8 protein-coding genes are annotated in these 18,167 nt (G+C 73.7%); 6 read left to right on the top strand and 2 right to left on the bottom strand.

The features are described from left to right. A partial coding sequence (locus SM793_RS01235) for an acyltransferase (protein WP_320436062.1) occupies positions 1–1,104 on the bottom strand: 1,104 nt, incomplete at its 3' end. Between the two features lie 166 nt (positions 1,105–1,270). Between SM793_RS01235 and SM793_RS01230 the strand changes: the two genes are divergently transcribed. Next, positions 1,271–4,294: a bifunctional [glutamine synthetase] adenylyltransferase/[glutamine synthetase]-adenylyl-L-tyrosine phosphorylase gene (locus SM793_RS01230; protein WP_320436061.1), complete on the top strand. Its 3,024-nt coding sequence runs from the start codon at positions 1,271–1,273 to the stop codon at positions 4,292–4,294. 85 nt (positions 4,295–4,379) lie between these two features. Here SM793_RS01230 and SM793_RS01225 read toward each other — a convergent pair whose 3' ends face one another. Continuing rightward, positions 4,380–5,288 (bottom strand): phosphatase PAP2 family protein, encoded by a 909-nt coding sequence (locus SM793_RS01225; RefSeq protein WP_320436060.1) that lies wholly within the window; start codon positions 5,286–5,288, stop codon positions 4,380–4,382. A 326-nt stretch (positions 5,289–5,614) separates the two neighbouring features. On the opposite strand from SM793_RS01225, the gene pulA reads away from it, so the two are divergent. From pulA to SM793_RS01200, 5 genes are all read left to right on the top strand, one after another. Then, positions 5,615–11,158, top strand: coding sequence for a pullulanase-type alpha-1,6-glucosidase (pulA, locus tag SM793_RS01220; RefSeq protein WP_413815841.1), 5,544 nt, complete (start codon positions 5,615–5,617; stop codon positions 11,156–11,158). 571 nt (positions 11,159–11,729) lie between these two features. Then, positions 11,730–14,066: a M4 family metallopeptidase gene (locus SM793_RS01215; RefSeq protein ID WP_320436059.1), complete on the top strand. Its 2,337-nt coding sequence runs from the start codon at positions 11,730–11,732 to the stop codon at positions 14,064–14,066. Positions 14,067–14,406: 340 nt separating this feature from the next. Next, positions 14,407–15,801: an ammonium transporter gene (locus SM793_RS01210; RefSeq protein ID WP_320436058.1), complete on the top strand. Its 1,395-nt coding sequence runs from the start codon at positions 14,407–14,409 to the stop codon at positions 15,799–15,801. Continuing rightward, complete coding sequence (locus SM793_RS01205) at positions 15,798–16,136, top strand: P-II family nitrogen regulator (RefSeq protein WP_030391571.1); 339 nt, start codon at positions 15,798–15,800, stop codon at positions 16,134–16,136. The genes SM793_RS01210 and SM793_RS01205 overlap by 4 nt, the downstream gene beginning before the upstream one ends. Positions 16,137–16,364: 228 nt before the next feature. After that, positions 16,365–18,140, top strand: coding sequence for a carbohydrate-binding module family 20 domain-containing protein (locus SM793_RS01200; protein WP_320436057.1), 1,776 nt, complete (start codon positions 16,365–16,367; stop codon positions 18,138–18,140). Positions 18,141–18,167: the final 27 nt, after the last annotated feature.

The raw sequence follows: 18,167 nt of genomic DNA, 5'->3' as shown, positions 1-18,167 counted from the left end.
CCCCCCCCCCCCCCCCCGGGGGGGGGGGGGCCGCGGCGTTCCGGCGTTCCGGGGCGCCCCGCGCAGCAGCCGCTCGCAGGGGCGCTCCACCCACCGGTGGAGGGCGCCCGCCACGGCCAGCGTCACCCCGGCGAGCAGCAGGTCGACGGCGAGCAGCGCGAGCGTCCCCGACGGCCGGCCGGCCGTCCACAGCCAGCAGCGGATGCCGATCTCGTGGACCAGGTACCAGGCGTAGGACCACTCGCCGAGGAGCACCGCCGTCCGCCCGGAGAGCAGCCGGGGCGCCGTGCCCGCCGCGTCCCGCCCGGCGGCGGCCACCAGCAGCGCCGCGAACAGCGGGGCCGGGAACAGCTGCGAGGCGCTGTAAGGGCCCCACCACAGGGCGTCGGGGACGGCCGCGTGCCAGGGCACCAGCAGGACGTGCCAGCCGGCCACCGCCGCCGCGGCCGCGCCGAGCCGCACCCGGGGGAGCAGCCCGTGCCGGGCGGCCAGCCCGGTGACCACCCCCAGCACGAACTGCGGGGTGCGGGTCAGCGGCAGGTAGTCCAGCAGCCAGCCGCGCAGGGCTGGATCGGCGGGCAGCAGCGCGCCCGCCGCCCACAGCACCGGGCCGAGCGCGGCGCAGACCGCCGCCAGCGGCAGCCAGCCCCGCCGGCGCGGGGCCAGCAGCCGCAGCAGGGCCGGGAACAGCAGGTAGAACCAGGCCTCGGCGCCCAGCGACCAGGCGGCCGGGTTGCCGCCGAAGACCGTCCCCGGCGCCCAGGCGTGCAGCAGCGGCAGCGACCAGAGCACGGCCGCCAGCGGCACGGCCAGGCCCAGGGCGGCGTTCGCGCCCAGCGACAGCGCGGTGGTCAGCGCGTGCAGCGGCCAGATCCGGGCGAACCGGCGGCGGGCGAAGGACCGGGCGGTGGCCGGCGAGCCCTCGTACGTCCGGGCGAGGACGAAACCGGAGAGGACGAAGAAGAAGGTGACCCCCGAACGCCCGTACCAGGAGAGCGGGCCGAGCAGCGGCAGCTCGCCGAGCTTGCGCGCCAGGTGGTACAGCACCACCAGCAGCGCGGCCCAGAAGCGCAGCCCGGTGAGCGAGGGCAGACGGCCGGGCATCGGACCCTCCGGAGCGGCGACGGGGGAGGTGGGGAGCGGACGCCGGGTGAACGAGCGCGGCGGGCACGGAGTCACGGACGGGTGACACCGGTGTCCGCCCGGTGGTCACACCCGGGCGCGCCGCGCCGGGGACGCGTAGCCTGCTGGGGCGGACGACGGAGGGGCGATGGCGGTGGAGGAACAGCGGGCCGGCAGCCGGGTGAGCCGGCCGGAGACCAGACTGGCGCGACGCGGGTTCACCGACCCCGCCAAGGCGCTGCGGCTGCTCGCCGAACCGGCCCTGGACGGGCTGGCCGCGGACCCGGTGCTGCTCGACGCGCTCGCCGCCACCGCCGACCCCGACCTCGCGCTGCTCGGCCTGGCCCGGCTGCTGGAGGCCGCCGAGGAGGCCGACCGGCACGCCCTGCGCGACACCCTGACCACCTCCAAGCCGCTGCGCGACCGGCTGCTCGGCGTGCTCGGCGCGTCCACCGCGCTCGCCGACCACCTGGCCAGGCACCCGCACGACTGGCACGTCCTGGTCACCTTCGAGCTGCGCGACATGCACCCCGGCCCGGCGGACTTCCGCCGGGCGCTCGCCGAGGCCGTCGCCGCCGACCCCACCGGCCGCCCGGCCGACGCGCTGCGGGTCGGCTACCGCCGCTGCCTGCTGGCGGTCGCCGCCCGCGACCTGACCGGCACCACCGACCTCGCCCAGACCGCCGCCGAACTCGCCGACCTGGCGGGCGCCACCCTCCAGACCGCCCTCGACCTGGCCTCCGCGCAGGACCCGGAGGCCGCCGCCGACTGCCGGCTCGCCGTCATCGGTATGGGCAAGTGCGGCGGTCGAGAGCTCAACTACGTCTCCGACGTCGACGTCATCTTCGTCGCGGAGCCGCGCGAGGGCGTCGAGGAGCACCGGGCGGTCAAGGCCGCCACCCGGCTCGCCGCCGCGCTCACCCGGCTGTGCGCCGACACCACCGGCGAGGGCACCATCTGGCCGGTGGACGCCAACCTGCGCCCCGAGGGCCGCAACGGCCCGCTGGTCCGCACCCTGGCCAGCCATGTCGCCTACTACCGGCGCTGGGCCAAGACCTGGGAGTTCCAGGCGCTGCTCAAGGCCCGCCCGGTGGCCGGCGACGCCGAGCTCGGCGAGGCGTACGTCGCCGAGCTGGCGCCGATGGTCTGGCAGGCCGCCGCCCGGGAGAACTTCGTCGCCGACGTGCAGCAGATGCGCCGCCGGGTGATCGACTCGATCCCCGCCACCGAACTGGACCGCCAGCTCAAGCTGGGCCCCGGCGGGCTGCGCGACGTCGAGTTCTCCGTCCAGCTGCTCCAGCTGGTGCACGGCCGCACCGACGAGGCGCTGCGCAGCGGCAACACCCTGGAGGCGCTGGCCGCGCTCTCCCGCGGCGGGTACGTGGGCCGGGCCGACGCCGCCTCACTGGACACCGCCTACCGGTTCCTGCGCTCGCTGGAGCACCGCATCCAGCTGCACCGGCTGCGCCGCACCCATCTGATGCCCACCGACGAGGAGGACCAGCGCCGGCTGGCCCGCTCGCTCGCGCCGCTGATCAACGACGACACCAGGGCCGACCCGGTCGCCGCGCTGCGCCGGGAGTGGAAGCGGCACGCCGTCGAGGTGCGCCGGCTGCACGAGAAGCTGTTCTACCGGCCGCTGCTGGACGCCGTCGCCGAGCTGCCGCCGGGCGCGGCGGGCCTGCGCCAGGACGCCGCCCGGGCCCGGCTGGAGGCGCTGGGCTACGCCGACCCGGCCGCCGCGCTCCGGCACCTGAGCGCGCTCGCCGCCGGGGTCAGCCGCAAGGCGGCGATCCAGCGCACCCTGCTGCCGGTGCTGCTCGGCTGGTTCGCCGACTCCGCCGACCCGGACGCCGGACTCCTCAACTTCCGCCAGGTCTCGGACGCGCTCGGCCGCACCCCCTGGTACCTGCGGCTGCTGCGCGACGAGAGCGCCGCCGCCGAGCAGCTGGCGCGGGTCCTGTCCGCCGGGCGGCTCGCCCCCGACCTGCTGCTGCGGGCACCGGAGGCGGTCGCCATGCTCGGCGACCCGCAGGGGCTGGTGCCGCGCGGGCGGCCCGCGCTGGAGCGGGAGGTGCTGGCCGCCGTCCGCCGGGCCGAATCGGTGGCCGGCGCGGTGGCCGCGGCGCGCTCGGTGCGCCGCCGGGAGCTGTTCCGCACCGCCGCCGCCGATGTGCTCGGGCGGCTCGGCGAGGACCCGGCGCAGGCGCTGGACACGGCCGGCGAGGCGCTCACCGCACTCAACGCGGCCACGCTGCAGGGCGCGCTGCGGGCCTGTGTGGCCGGCTGGGAGGCTCGCAACGGCGCGCTGCCGACCCGGATCGCGGTGATCGCGATGGGCCGGTTCGGCGGGCACGAGCTGGGCTACGGCTCGGACGCGGACGTGCTCTTCGTCCACGAGCCGCTGCTCGGCTCGCTGGAGGAGGACGCCGCCCGGGCCGCCCAGGCGGTCTGCCACCAGCTGCGCACCCTGCTGGCCGCGCCGTCCACCGAACCGCCGCTGGAGGTGGACGCCGACCTGCGGCCGGAGGGGCGCAACGGCCCGCTGGTGCGCTCGCTCGCCTCGTACGCGGCCTACTACCGGCGCTGGTCGCACGCCTGGGAGAGCCAGGCGCTGCTGCGGGCCGAGCCGGTGGCCGGGGACCCGGAGCTGGGGGAGCGGTTCCGGCAGCTGGTCGACCCGCTGCGCTTCCCCGGCGAGGGGGTGCCCGAGCGGGACGTGCTGGAGATCCGCCGGATCAAGGCCAGGATCGAGGCCGAGCGGCTGCCGCGCGGAGCCGACCCCACCACCCACACCAAGATCGGCCGGGGCGGGCTGGCGGACGTCGAGTGGACCGTCCAGCTGCTCCAGCTGCGGCACGGGCACGAGCTGCCGGGGCTGCGCACCACCCGGACCAGGGCGGCGCTGGCCGCGGCGGTCGGGGCCGGGCTGGTCGGGGCGGAGGACGCGGAGGTGCTGGACGCCGCCTGGGTGCTGGCCTCCCGGGTGCGGTCGGCGGTGATGCTGGTGCGCGGCCGACCGGGCGACTCCTTCCCGGCGGACACCCGGGAGCTGGCCGGGGTGGCCCGCTACCTGGGGTACGGGGCCGGGCACAGCGGCGAGCTGGTGGACGACTACCGGCGCACCACCCGGCGGGCCCGGTCGGTGGTGGAGCGGCTGTTCTACGGGTAACGGGTGGGGCGGGGGAGACGGCGAGAGGGGCCCCGGTCGCCCGGGGCCCCTCTCCGCGTTCTCGTCCGCGTCCTCGTCCGCGGCCTCAGCGGCGCGCGCTGCTCACCGCGGGCTCGCTCCACTGCTCGGGGACGGTCACCGGCTCGGCCGGCAGCTCCCGGGCGGGTACCTGTGGAAGTCTGTAGATCCAGCACTGGTAGAGCCAGCGGGCGGTGAGGAAGCCCACCAGCAGGCACAGCTCGCCGCCGACGGCGTCCATCCAGAAGTGGTTGGCGGTGGCGACGATCACCAGCAGGGTGGCCGCCGGGTAGAGCAGGCCGAGCACCCGGACCCAGGTCCGGCGGGCCAGGAAGAAGATGGTCAGACCGCACCACATCGACCAGCCGATGTGCATCGAGGGCATCGCGGCGAACTGGTTGGAGACGTGGGTGGCCGGGCCGGAGGCCATCGAGCCCCAGGTGCTGTGCGTCTTCACGGTGTCGATGAAGCCGCCGTCGGTCATCAGCCGGGGCGGGGCCAGCGGGAAGAAGTAGAAGCCGACCAGCGCGATCGCGGTGGTGACGAACAGCACCGTGCGCACCGCGGCGTAGCGGCCGGGGTGCCACCGGTAGAGCCAGACCAGGACGCCGATGGTTACCACGAAGTGCAGCGTCGCGTAGTAGTAGTTCATCCCGGTGATCAGCCAGCCGACGCCGTCGACCGCGTGGTTGACCGAGCGCTCGACGGCGATGCCGAGGGAGTGCTCGAGGTCCCAGATCCAGCCGGCGTGCTTCTGGGCGATCGCCTCCTGCTCGGGGACGGCGTTGCGCACCAGGGAGTAGATCCAGTAGCTGATGCCGATCAGTGCCAGCTCGAACCAGAGTCTCGGCCGCGCGGGCGACCGGCGCTGCTCGCGGACGCGGGCGCGCACAGCCGCGCTACGGGTGCGGGCCGCACGGGTGGCTCCCTCGGGCATGCGGCCGCCGTTCTGCTGGATCTCGGTCGGTTCCCCCATGGACGAGAAGTCTGCCAGACGTCCCGTAGCCGTCTGCTCATCCTCCGGAAGTGGATTCTTCACCAGCTGTCCCCCTTCAGAGGTAGGGGGTGGCTCCCACCGGGCGAGGGGGTGCGGGCGGATCTGGGGTTAACCGGTGGGACGGGCATACGTCCCATTGTCACGCCGGAAGGGCGGGGCGGCGCACTCGGGGCCGGGGGCGCGGAAGCGGCGGGTATTTTCCCCGACCGAAACGCTTTCAGCATCTTGCTGAAACATATTGCAGGCCGCTAGCGTCTCGGCCACCCGACCGCCCATGACCCCGTACCCCCGCAAGGGAGCCTTCAGTGGCCGAAGTCCCGCCCCGCCGTCGGCGGAGCACCCCTCGCAGACCCGGCCGGACGGCGGTGCTCCTCGCCGCCGCGCTCACCGCCGCCACCCTCGGCACCGCCGGACCGGCCGCGCTCGCCGCCGCCCCGCCCGGCCCGCCCTCGGACGCCGCGCTGGCCGCCACCGCCGGACGGCACGACCTCACCCGCGAGCAGTTCTACTTCGTCCTGCCGGACCGCTTCGCCAACGGCGACCGGGGCAACGACGCCGGGGGCCTCACCGGCACCCGCCTCGACCACGGCCTCGACCCGGCCGACAAGGGCTTCTACCACGGCGGCGACCTCGCCGGGCTGATCCAGCGGCTCGACTACATCCAGGACCTCGGCACCACCGCGATCTGGATGGCGCCGATCTTTACCAACAAGCCGGTCCAGGGCACGGGAGACGCCGCCAGTGCCGGCTACCACGGCTACTGGATCACCGACTTCACCCGGGTCGACCCGCACTTCGGCACCAACGAGCAGTTGAAGGAGCTGATAGCCAAGGCCCACGCCCGGGGCATCAAGGTCTTCTTCGACGTCATCACCAACCACACCGCCGACATCCTCGACAACCGGCAGGGGCAGTCCGGCTACCGCTCCACCGGCGCCTACCCGGTGCTGGACGCCGACGGCAACCCCGTCGACGAGACGGCGCTCGCCGACCGGGGCGCGGCCTGGCCGAAGCTGACCAAGGACTCGTTCCCCTACAGCCCGGTGTTCCGCAAGCCCTCCGACGCCACCGCCAAGACCCCGGCCTGGCTCAACGACCCCGCGCTCTACCACAACCGGGGCGACTCCACCTTCGCCGGCGAGTCCGCCACCGAGGGCGACTTCTCCGGCCTCGACGACCTCGACACCCAGAACCCCAAGGTGGTCAAGGGCTTCGAGAAGGTCTACCAGCAGTGGGTCGAGGAGGCCGGCGTCGACGGTTTCCGGATCGACACCGTCAAGCACGTCAACATGGCCTTCTGGCAGCAGTGGGCACCCGCGCTCAAGGAGTTCGCCGCCAAGCGCGGCAACAAGAAGTTCTTCATGTTCGGCGAGGTCTACTCCGGCGACCCGGCCGTCACCGCGCCCTACGTCACCAGGGGCAGGCTCCAGGCCACCCTCGACTTCCCGTTCCAGAACGCCGCCCGCGCCTACGTCTCCCAGGGCGGCCCGGCCCGGGGCCTGGCCGAGCTCTACGGCCAGGACCACCGCTACACCACCGCCGACACCGACGCCTACGAGCTGCCGACCTTCCTCGGCAACCACGACATGGGCCGCTTCGGCTCCTTCCTGCTCGCCGACAACCCCGGTGCCGACGAGGCCGCCCTGCTGCGCAGGGACCGGCTCGGCAACGAGCTGATGTTCCTCACCCGCGGCCAGCCCGTCGTCTACTACGGCGACGAGCAGGGCTTCACCGGCGCCGGCGGCGACAAGGACGCCCGCCAGGACGTCTTCGCCTCGCAGACCCCCTCCTACAACGCCGACCGCGTCCTCGGCGGCACCCCCGGCCCCGCCGACCGCTACGACCGGGACGCCGAGCCCTACCGGGACATCGCCGCCCTGGCCAAGCTCCGCCGCGACCACCCGGCACTCGCCGACGGCGCCCAGATCGAGCGGTACGCGGCCGACGGCCCCGGCGTCTACGCCTTCTCCCGGATCGACGCCGCCCAGCAGGTGGAGTACCTGGTCGCGGTCAACAACGCCACCGAGGCCAAGACCGTCACCCTGGACACCTTCTCGGCCGGACAGGGCTTCGACCTGGTCTACCCGGCCCCGGGCGCGCGGCTCACCAGCGGCGCCGACCGCCGGGTCACCGTCACCGTGCCCGCGCTGTCCTCGGTCGTGCTCAAGGCCGCCGGCCGGCTCGCCGCCCCCGCCGCCGGGCCCTCGATCACTCTCGGCGCGCCCGCCGACGGCTCCACCGGCACCGTCACCGTCCGCGCCGAGGTGCCGGGCGGCGGCTTCGGCCGGGTCACCTTCGCCGCGCAGATCGGCGACCGGCCCTGGCAGGTGCTCGGCAGCTCCGACACCGGAGCGTCCGACACCGGAGCGTCCGGCTCCGCCGGCCGGCGGCCCTACGCCGTCACCCAGGACCTCGCCGGGGTCGCCCCCGGCACGCCCGTCCGCTACAAGGCCGTGGTCCAGGACTCCGCCGGCCGGCTGCGCTCCGCGACCGGCGGCTTCACCACCGGCACCCCGGCCCCCGCGCCGGTGCCCAGCGCCGCCGCCCGCCCGTACGCCGTCGTCCACTACCAGCGCAGGAACGGCGACTACGACGGCTGGAACCTCTACGCCTGGGGCGACCTCGCCGACGGCGAGGCCACCCAGTGGCCCGCCGGGCACGGCTTCACCGGCCGGGACGCCTACGGCGCCTTCGCCTATGTGAAGCTCCGGCCGGGCGCCTCGGACCTCGGCTTCGTCGTCGAGAAGGACGGCGTCAAGGACGTCGACGCCGACCGGCACCTCGACCTCGGCGCCACCGGCGAGGTCTGGCTGAAGGAGGGCGACCCGGCCGTCCGCACCGCCGACCCGGGCCCGGCGAACACCCCGCCCGCGGGCACTGCCGTGCTCCACTACAACCGGGCCGACGGGAACTACGACGGCTGGGGCCTGCACGACTGGACCGGCGCCGCCAACCCCACCGACTGGGGCAGCCCGCTGCAGCCCGCCCGCCGGGACGCCTTCGGCGCCGTCTTCGAGGTGCCGCTCGCCCCCGGCGCGACCAGCCTGAGCTACATCCTGCACCGGGGCAACGACAAGGACCTGCCCACCGACCAGTCGCTCGACCTGGCCGGCACCGGCCGCGAGGTCTGGATCCTCGGCGGCCGCGAGGGCTACCTGCTGCCGCAGTCCGCCGGCGCCGCCTCCCAGCTGGACCCCGCCTCCGCCAAGGCCCAGTGGATCGACGCGCGCACCGTCGTCGTCCCGCCCGGCTACGGCGCCGGGGACGCCGCCCTCGCCGCCGGCACCAGCGCCCAGCTGGTGTACGACCCGGCGGGCGGCATCAGGGCCGAGAACGGCATGCTCACCAAGCCCGGCCAGTGGATCCGGCTGGACCCGGTGCGCGGCGGACTCACCGACACCCAGAAGGCGAAGTACCCGCACCTGGCCGGCTACCGCGCCTTCACCGTGGACGCGCGCGACGCCGCCCGGGTGCCCGAGGCCCTGCGCGGCCAGCTGCTGTTCACCGAGCACCTGCCGAGCGGCGCCGTGCCGGCCGCCACCGGCGTGCAGATCCCCGGCGTGCTCGACGACCTGTACGCCCGCCGCACCGGCCGGGTCGACTTCGGACCCGCGTACTACCGGGGCAAGGTCGCGCTCTCGCTCTGGGCGCCGACCGCGCAGGAGGTCTCCGTCCAGGTCTTCGACTCCGCCACCGGCGGCACCCCGAGGACCCTGCCGCTCAAGCGCGACGAGGAGACCGGCGTCTGGGAGCTGGTCCGGGACCGGGCCGAACTCGACGGCAAGTACTACCTGTACCAGGTCAAGGTCTGGGCCCCGACGGTCCAGCGGCTGGTGGTCAACACCGTCACCGACCCGTACTCCGTGGCCCTCTCCACCGACTCCCGGCGCAGCCTGGTCGCCGACCTCGCCGCGAAGGCGCTCAAGCCGCCCGGCTGGGAGGAGCACGCCGTCCCGCCGGCCGTCCCGCTCGGGCAGGAGCAGATCCAGGAACTGCACGTCCGCGACTTCTCCGTCGCCGACGACACCGTCCCGGCCGCCGAGCGCGGCACCTATCTGGCCTTCACCGAGTCCGAAGCGGCCGGTGCCAGGCACCTGCGCGAGCTCGCCGCGGCCGGGGTCACCACGATCCACCTGCTGCCGACCTTCGACATCGCCACCATCAGGGAGAACCGGGCCGCGCAGCAGTTGCCCGCCTGCGACCTCGCCGCCCTGGCCGCCGACAGCGACAGGCAGCAGGAGTGCGTGGCGGCCGTCGCCGCCCAGGACGCCTACAACTGGGGCTACGACCCGCTCCACTACAACGTGCCGGAGGGCTCGTACGCCACCGACCCCGAAGGGACCGCGCGCACCGTGCAGTTCCGGCGGATGGTGCAGGCGATCCACGCGGCCGGCCTGCGGGTGGTGCTCGACGTCGTCTACAACCACACCGCCGCGAGCGGCCAGGCCGAGCACTCGGTGCTGGACCGGGTCGTCCCCGGCTACTACCAGCGGCTGGACGCCAACGGCAAGGTGACCGCCGACAGTTGCTGCGCCGACACGGCGCCCGAGCACGCCATGATGAACCGCCTGGTGGTCGACTCCGTCACCACCTGGGCGCGCGAGTACAAGGTGGACGGCTTCCGCTTCGACCTCATGGGCCTGGACCCGAAGTCCACCATGCTGGACGTGCGGGCCGCGCTGCGCCGGATGACGCCGGACTCGGACGGCGTGGACGGCGGGAACGTCCTGCTCTACGGCGAGGGCTGGAACTTCGGCGTGGTGGCGGACAACGCCCGGTTCGAGCAGGCCACCCAGCGGAACATGGCCGGCACCGGCATCGCCACCTTCGACGACCGGTTCCGGGACTCCGCGCGCGGCGGCGACTTCCGGCTGTCCTCGGCGCCCCAGCAGGGCTTCGTCTCGGGCCTGTTCACCGACCCGAACGGCTCGGCCGCCAACGGCACCCCGGAGCAGCAGAAGGCCCGGCTGCTCCAGCAGACGGACCGGCTCAAGGTGGGGCTGACCGGCAACCTGGCCGACTACTCCTTCACCGACAGCTCCGGTCGGACCGTCACCGGCAAGGACGTCGACTACAACGGCGCCCCGACCGGCTACGCGGCCCGGCCCGGCGAGGCCCTCGCCTACGTGGACGCGCACGACAACGCCGACCTGTTCGACGCGCTGGCGTACAAGCTGCCGGCCGGCACCGCGCCGGCCGACCGGGCCCGGACACAGGCGCTGGCGCTCGCGCTGACCGCGCTGTCGCAGGGCCCCGGCTTCGTCCAGGCGGGCAGCGACCTGCTGCGCTCCAAGTCGCTGGACGCCAACTCCTACGACTCCGGCGACTGGTTCAACGCGATCCACTGGGACCCGCGGGACGGCAACGGCTGGGGCCGGGGGCTGCCGCCGGCCGCGGACAACCGGGAGCTGTGGCCCACCGCCAAGGCCCTGCTGGCGGACCCGCGGCTGACCGTGGGCCCCGCCGACATCGCGGCGGCGGGCGCGCAGTACCAGGACTTCCTGCGGATCAAGCGCTCCTCGCCGCTGTTCGCGCTGCCGACCCTGGCGGCCGTGCAGCAGCGGCTCGGCTATCCGCTGTCGGGCACGCCCGGCGAGGTCCCGGGGGTGCTCACCCTGCACCTGGACGGCACCGGGCTGCCGGGCGCGGAGAAGGGGATCACGGTGGTGTTCAACGCGACGCCGACCGAGCGGAGCCAGACCGTCGGTGCGCTCGCCGGGACGGCCCAGGCGCTCCACCCGGTCCAGGCCGGCGGTGCCGACCCGGTGGTGAAGCGGTCCGGCTTCGCCGCGGCGACCGGAACCTTCACCGTGCCGGGCCGCACGGTGGCGGTGTTCGTGCAGGGCTGACGGAGCGTCGTCGACCGGGCCCCGTTCCGTCACCGACGGGCGGGGCCCGGGACTGATCCACAGGGTTTCCGGTTCCATTCAATGTATGGAGTTGGCCGGAAACCGCCCCTGGCACGGCCGGAAAGGGGAGGTGCCGCCCCCGCTGGGCCCCGGAGCGGGTCCTGCGGGCCGGGTCCGCGCCCTGAGCGCTGGTCAGTGCCTGCGGGGGGTGGCCAAACCTTTTGGCCGACATGAAAACGATCGTCGGATGTTCGCACGGGCGTAACACTGCTGACCTTCCGGCAGATGTACGGCCCGGTAGCTAATCGGCCAATCCCTGGCATGCATCTGTCATTAACGGCTCGTTTGCTGCCACGATTCCTCCGGCTGCAGACGAGGGGGCCCCACCCCCCGGTGCAGCTGTCCGAGGCCAGGAACGGCGCGATCCCCCTGCCGGAAACGCTCGACCACCTTGCTCCGCAACCGCACCCGCGCCGCGCACCGGCGGCGGGGGCCCCCACTGAGTCGCAACCCTGCGGCCAGGTTCTGTCCACCGTCCGCGAACCCCGCGGCGGTCGGAAAAGGAGTCCGCATGTCCCGTTACGCCCACGCCCGGAAGGCAGCGGTTGTCATGGCCGCCACCACCGCGCTGCTGGTGACCGGTTTCCCGGCCCTCGCCCAGGCGGTCACCCCCGACGCGCCGGCCGCCGTTGCCGCGCAGCAGGCGGGCCGCGCCGAGCTGATCGCCTCCGCGAACCAGCAGACCGCCGGCCTCGTCCAGGCCCTGGGCCTGACCGCGGACGAGAAGCTGGTCACCAAGGACGTCGTCCAGGACACCAACGGCGCCCGCCACCTGCGCTACGAGCGCACCTACGCCGGCCTGCCGGTGCTCGGCGGCGACCTGATCGTCCACCAGGACGCCACCGGCGCCACCACGGGCGTGACCAAGGCCAGCGAGGCCGTCCTGAGCGGCGTGAACACCACGCCGAAGCTCGCCGCGCCGAAGGCCCAGGAGGCGGCGCTGGCCGCCCAGGCCGGCTCCGCGGTCGACACCGCCCCGCGCCTGGTCGTCTGGGCCGCCGACGGGACCCCGAAGCTCGCCTGGGAGACCGTCGTCTCCGGCAAGGAGTCGGACGGCACCCCGAGCCGCCTGCACGTCGTCACCGACGCCGCCACCGGCGCCGTGCTGAGCCAGAACGAGGGCATCAAGACCGGCACCGGCACCGGCGTCTTCGTCGGCAGCGTGCCGCTGACCACCACCCTGAGCGGCTCCACCTACCAGCTCAAGGATGGCACCCGCGGCGGGCAGTACACCACCGACATGGGCAACCGGACCACCGGCAACGGCACCCTGTTCAGCAAGTCCAGCGACACCTGGGGCAACGGCTCGGCCAGCAACCGCGAGTCCGCCGCCGTCGACGCCCAGTACGGTGCCGCCGCCACCTGGGACTTCTACAAGAACACCTTCGGCCGCAGCGGCATCCGCAACGACGGTGCCGGCGCGTTCAGCCGGGTCCACTACGACACCGGCTACGTCAACGCCTTCTGGGACGACGGCTGCTTCTGCATGACCTACGGCGACGGGTCCGGCGACACCCACCCGCTGACCGAGCTGGACGTGGCCGGCCACGAGATGAGCCACGGCGTCACCTCCGCCACCGCCAACCTCAACTACTCCGGCGAGTCCGGCGGCCTCAACGAGGCCACCTCGGACATCTTCGGCAACGCGGTCGAGTTCTACGCCAACCTGCCGAAGGACAACCCGGACTACCTGGTCGGCGAGCTCATCGACATCAACGGCAACGGCACGCCGCTGCGCTACATGGACAAGCCCTCCAAGGACGGCGGCTCGGCCGACTCCTGGTACTCGGGCGTCGGCAACCTGGACGTGCACTACTCGTCCGGTGTCGCCAACCACTTCTTCTACCTGCTGGCCGAGGGCAGCGGCGCCAAGGTGATCAACGGCGTCAGCTACAACAGCCCGACCACCAACAACATCACCGTCACCGGCATCGGCCGGGACAAGGCGCTGCAGGTCTGGTACAAGGCGCTGACCTCGTACATGACCTCCACCACCAACTTCGCCCAGGCCCGCACCGCGACCGAGAACGCGGCCAAGGACCTCTACGGCGCGGGCAGCCCCGAGGTGATCGCGGTCGGCACCGCCTGGGCGGGCGTCAACGTCGGCACCGTGCCGCCGAACCCGGGCGGCGTCACCGTCACCAGCCCGGGCAACCAGAGCACCAAGGTCGGCACCGCCGTCAACCTGGCCATCAAGGCCAGCGGTGGCACCGCCCCGCTCACCTACTCGGCCACCGGCCTGCCGGCCGGCCTGGCGATCAACGCCTCCACCGGCGCGGTCACCGGCACCCCGACCGCCGTCGGCAACTCCAACGTCACCGTGACGGCGAAGGACTCGGCCGGCAAGACCGGCTCGGCCAGCTTCACCTGGGCGGTCACCGACGGCACCAGCACCTGCACCCCGGCGCAGCTGCTCGGCAACGCGGGCTTCGAGACGGGCACGGCCGCGCCGTGGACCGCCTCCAGCGGCGTCGTCGACAACTCGTCCTCGCAGGCCGCGCACGGCGGCAGCTGGAAGTCGTGGCTGAACGGCTACGGCTCCACCCACACCGACACGCTGTCCCAGACGGTCTCCATCCCGACCGGCTGCAAGGCGACCCTGAGCTTCTACCTGCACATCGACACCGGCGAGTCCGGCACCACCCAGTACGACAAGCTGACGGTCCAGGCCAACGGCACCACGCTGAAGACCTACTCCAACGTGGACGCGGCGGCGGGCTACCAGCTGCGGACCTTCGACCTGTCGGCCTACGCGGGCCAGACGGTGACCCTCAAGTTCACCGGCACCGAGGACTCCTCGCTGCAGACCAGCTTCGTGATCGACGACACCTCGATCGCGACGAGCTGACCCGGCGCCGGTGAAGCCGGCGGAAACCAGGTAAGACAGGGCAGGGCCCGGCGGGTGCGACCGCCGGGCCCTGTGTCGTGGGCGGGCGCGTACGGGCCGGGGCCCGAGCGTGGACGGGCGCGTACGGGCCGGGGCCGTGCGGCTCGGGCTGATGAGGCTCGGGGCCGTGCGGCCCGGTGTCCTTCGGCTCGGTGTCGTGAGGTTCCGGAAACCGTGCGGTCACCCGGGGGCAACCGGCGGGCAACACGAAACACGGCCGAAACGTGTCTGTCCGCGACCGGTAATCCGTTCTCGCCACACTTCCGGCACCTGCCCTCTTCGCAGTTCCGGAGGACCTCCCATGCTCCTGGCCGCCTCCCTGGCCGTGTCCGCGGCCGCTCCCGGCGCCGCCTCCCTGGCCGCCGACGCGCCGTCGGGGATCGACACCGGCGACACCGCCTGGCTGCTCGCCGCCACCGCGCTGGTGCTGCTGATGACCCCGGGGCTGGCGCTGTTCTACGGCGGCATGGTCCGCGCCAAGAGCGTGCTCAACATGATCATGATGAGCTTCGTCTCGATCGCGGTGGTCACGGTGGTCTGGCTGCTGGCCGGCTACTCGCTCGCCTTCGGCCCGGACGCCGGCGGCTGGGGGCTGATCGGCGGCCTCGACCACCTGGGGATGGCCGGGATCACGCCCGCCTCGGTCACCGGCACCGTCCCCACCGCGCTGTTCGCGACCTTCCAGCTGACCTTCGCGATCATCACCGCGGCGCTGATCAGCGGCGCCATCGCGGACCGGGCCAGGTTCGGTGCCTGGGTGGCCTTCACCGCCGTCTGGACGCTGCTGGTCTATGTGCCGGTCGCGCACTGGGTGTTCGCGCCCGGCGGCTGGATCCTGGCCCGGCTCGGCGCGCTGGACTTCGCCGGCGGCACCGTGGTCGAGGTCGACTGCGGGGCGAGCGGACTGGCCCTGGCGCTGCTGCTCGGCCCCCGGATCGGCTTCCGCAAGGAGGCGATGCGCCCGCACAGCCTGCCGCTGGTGCTGCTCGGCGCGGGCCTGCTCTGGTTCGGCTGGTTCGGCTTCAACGCCGGTTCGGCGCTGGGCGCCAACGGTCTGGCCGCCGCCGCCCTGCTCAACACCCAGGCGGCCGGCTGCACCGGACTGCTCGGCTGGCTGGTGGTCGAGAAGCGCCGGGACGGCCACGCCACCACGCTCGGCGCGGCCTCCGGCGCGGTGGCGGGCCTGGTCGCGATCACGCCGGCCTGCGGCAGCGTCGACCTGCTCGGCGCACTGGTGATCGGGCTGGCGGCCGGCGTGGTCTGCTCCTACGCGGTGAGCTGGAAGTTCCGCTTCGGCTTCGACGACTCGCTGGACGTGGTGGGCGTGCACTTCGTGGCCGGGGCGATCGGCACCGTACTGATCGGCCTCTTCGCCACCGCCGCGATGACCGGCGGCGCGACGGGGCTGCTGCACGGCGGCGGGTTCGGGCAGTTGGGCCGTCAGCTGGTGGCCGTCGCCGCCGTCGCGGTCTACGCGTTCGCGGTCACCTACGGCATCGGGTGGGCGATCGAGCGGCTGATGGGCTTCCGGGCCGGCGAGGAGGACGAACTCACCGGCCTGGACCTCGCCGTGCACGCCGAGACCGCGTACGATCACGGCGTCCTGGGCCACGGCGTGCTGGGGCAGGGGACCGTCCCGGCCCGCCCCGCCGCCAGCGTGCTCGCGCACCCGTCCGACAAGGCGCCCTCCGCATGAAGCTGATCACCGCGATCGTGAAGCCGTTCAAGCTGGACGAGGTCAAGCGCGCGCTGCAGGCCGCCGGGGTGCACGGGCTGACCGTCAGCGAGGCCAGCGGGTACGGCCGCCAGCACGGGCACACCGAGGTGTACCGGGGGGCCGAGTACCGGATCGACCTGGTGCCCAAGGTACGGATCGAGGTCGTCGTCGAGGACGAGGACGCGGACCTGGTGATCGAGGCGGTGGTCCGGGCGGCCCGGACCGGGAAGATCGGCGACGGCAAGGTCTGGGCGGTCCCGGTGGAGACCGTCGTCCGGGTGCGTACCGGCGAGCGCGGGCCGGACGCGGTCTGACGGCACGGCAGCCGTCCGACCGGCAGCCGCAGTCGCTCCTCGGGGGCGGCGCCCTGGCTTTGGGTTCGTCTACGACCTTTATGGACCTGCGGAAACCTTTCTCCCATCCCCTTGACGGGTTTCTGTGGCGACCCTAAATTCGGCGCAGCACATTTCCTGAAAGTTTCAGCAAGCTTTCATTCGTGGTACCCCGGCTGCCCCACCCCAGCCACCCCCACAGGAGACAACGTGGTCACCACCGTTCCCGCCCGTCGGCCTGCCCGCAGAACCGGGCCCGTCCGCAGCGCCAGGCCCGTCCGCGCGGCAGGCGCGCTCGGCGCCTCGGCGGCCCTCGCCCTCTCGCTGACCGCCGCCCTCGGTGCCGCGCCCGCCGCACAGGCCGCCCCGCCCGGCGGCGGCAAGGACGTCACGGCGACCCTCTTCGAGTGGCGCTTCGACTCGGTCGCCAAGGCCTGCACCGACACCCTCGGCCCGAAGGGCTACGGCTTCGTCGAGGTCTCGCCGCCCCAGGAGCACATCCAGGGCAGCCAGTGGTGGACCTCCTACCAGCCGGTGAGCTACCGGATAGCCGGGCGCCTCGGCGACCGGACGGCCTTCAAGAACATGGTCGACACGTGCCACGCGGCCGGCGTCAAGGTGATCGCCGACTCGGTGGTCAACCACATGTCGGCGGGTTCCGGCACCGGCACCGGCGGCACCGCCTACAGCAAGTACACCTACCCCGGGTACTACCAGGACCAGGACTTCCACTCCTGCCGCCGGGCGATCGGCAACTACAACGACCGCTCCGAGGTGCAGAACTGCGAGCTGGTCAACCTCTCCGACCTGGACACCGGCAGCGCCTACGTCCAGCGGACGATCGCGGCCTACCTGGACGACCTGGCCTCGCTGGGCGTCGACGGCTACCGGATCGACGCCGCCAAGCACATCGCCGCCGCCGACCTCGCCGCCATCAAGGCGAGGACGGCCCACCCGCAGGCCTACTGGGCGCAGGAGGTCATCTACGGCTCCGGCGAGCCGGTCCAGCCCTCCGAGTACACCGGCACCGGCGACGTCGACGAGTTCCGCTCCGGCACCTGGCTGAAGAGCGCCTTCCAGGGCGGCCGGCTCGCCGACCTGGCCGGCTGGGGCGGCGGCCTGCTGCCCACCGACAAGGCCCGCACCTTCGTCGACAACTGGGACACCGAGCGCAACGGCTCGACGCTGACCTACCGGGACGGCTCCGCCTACACCCTGGCCAACATCTTCATGCTGGCCCACCCCTACGGCTCGCCCAACGTCTACTCCGGCTACGCCTTCACCGGCCACGACGACGGCCCGCCGAACGGCGGCACCGTCAACGCCTGCTACCAGGACGGCTGGAACTGCACCCACGCCTGGCGGCAGGTGGCCAACATGGTCGGGTTCCGCAACGCGGTGGCCGGCACCGGACTCACCGACTGGTGGTCCAACGGCGGCAACGCGATCGCCTTCGGCCGGGGCGGCAAGGGCTTCGTGGCGATCAACCGGGAGAACGCCGCGATCGCCCGGACCTTCCAGACCTCGCTGCCGGCCGGTTCGTACTGCGACGTCCAGCACGGCGACCCGGCGGCGGGCGGGTGCACCGGCCCGTCCTACACCGTCGGCACGGACGGCCGGTTCACCGCCACCGTCGGCGCCGGCGACGCGGTCGCGCTGTACGTCGGAGCGCCCGGCGGCGGCACCGCGGTGACCGGCGGGGCGTCCTTCACGGTCGACGCGGCCACCAGCTGGGGGCAGAACGTCTACCTGGTCGGAGACAACGCGGCCCTCGGCGCCTGGAACCCGGCCGCCGCGCTGCCGCTCTCCTCGGCCGCGTACCCGCTGTGGAAGCTCGACGTGGCGCTGCCCGCCGGGACGTCCTTCGCGTACAAGTACGTCCGCAAGGACGCCTCGGGCGCGGTCACCTGGGAGTCCGGGGCCAACCGGACGGCGACGGTGCCCGCCTCCGGCAAGGTGGTGCTGAACGACACCTGGCGCCCGTAGGGGCAGGGTGGTGGGGGGTGCCCGTCG

Origin of the sequence: Kitasatospora purpeofusca (assembly GCF_034043715.1) — a bacterium.
Classification (GTDB): Bacteria; Actinomycetota; Actinomycetes; order Streptomycetales; family Streptomycetaceae; genus Kitasatospora; species Kitasatospora purpeofusca_A.
The sequence above is the reverse complement of the archived record's forward strand: the minus strand, read 5'-3'. Positions and strand labels throughout refer to the sequence as shown.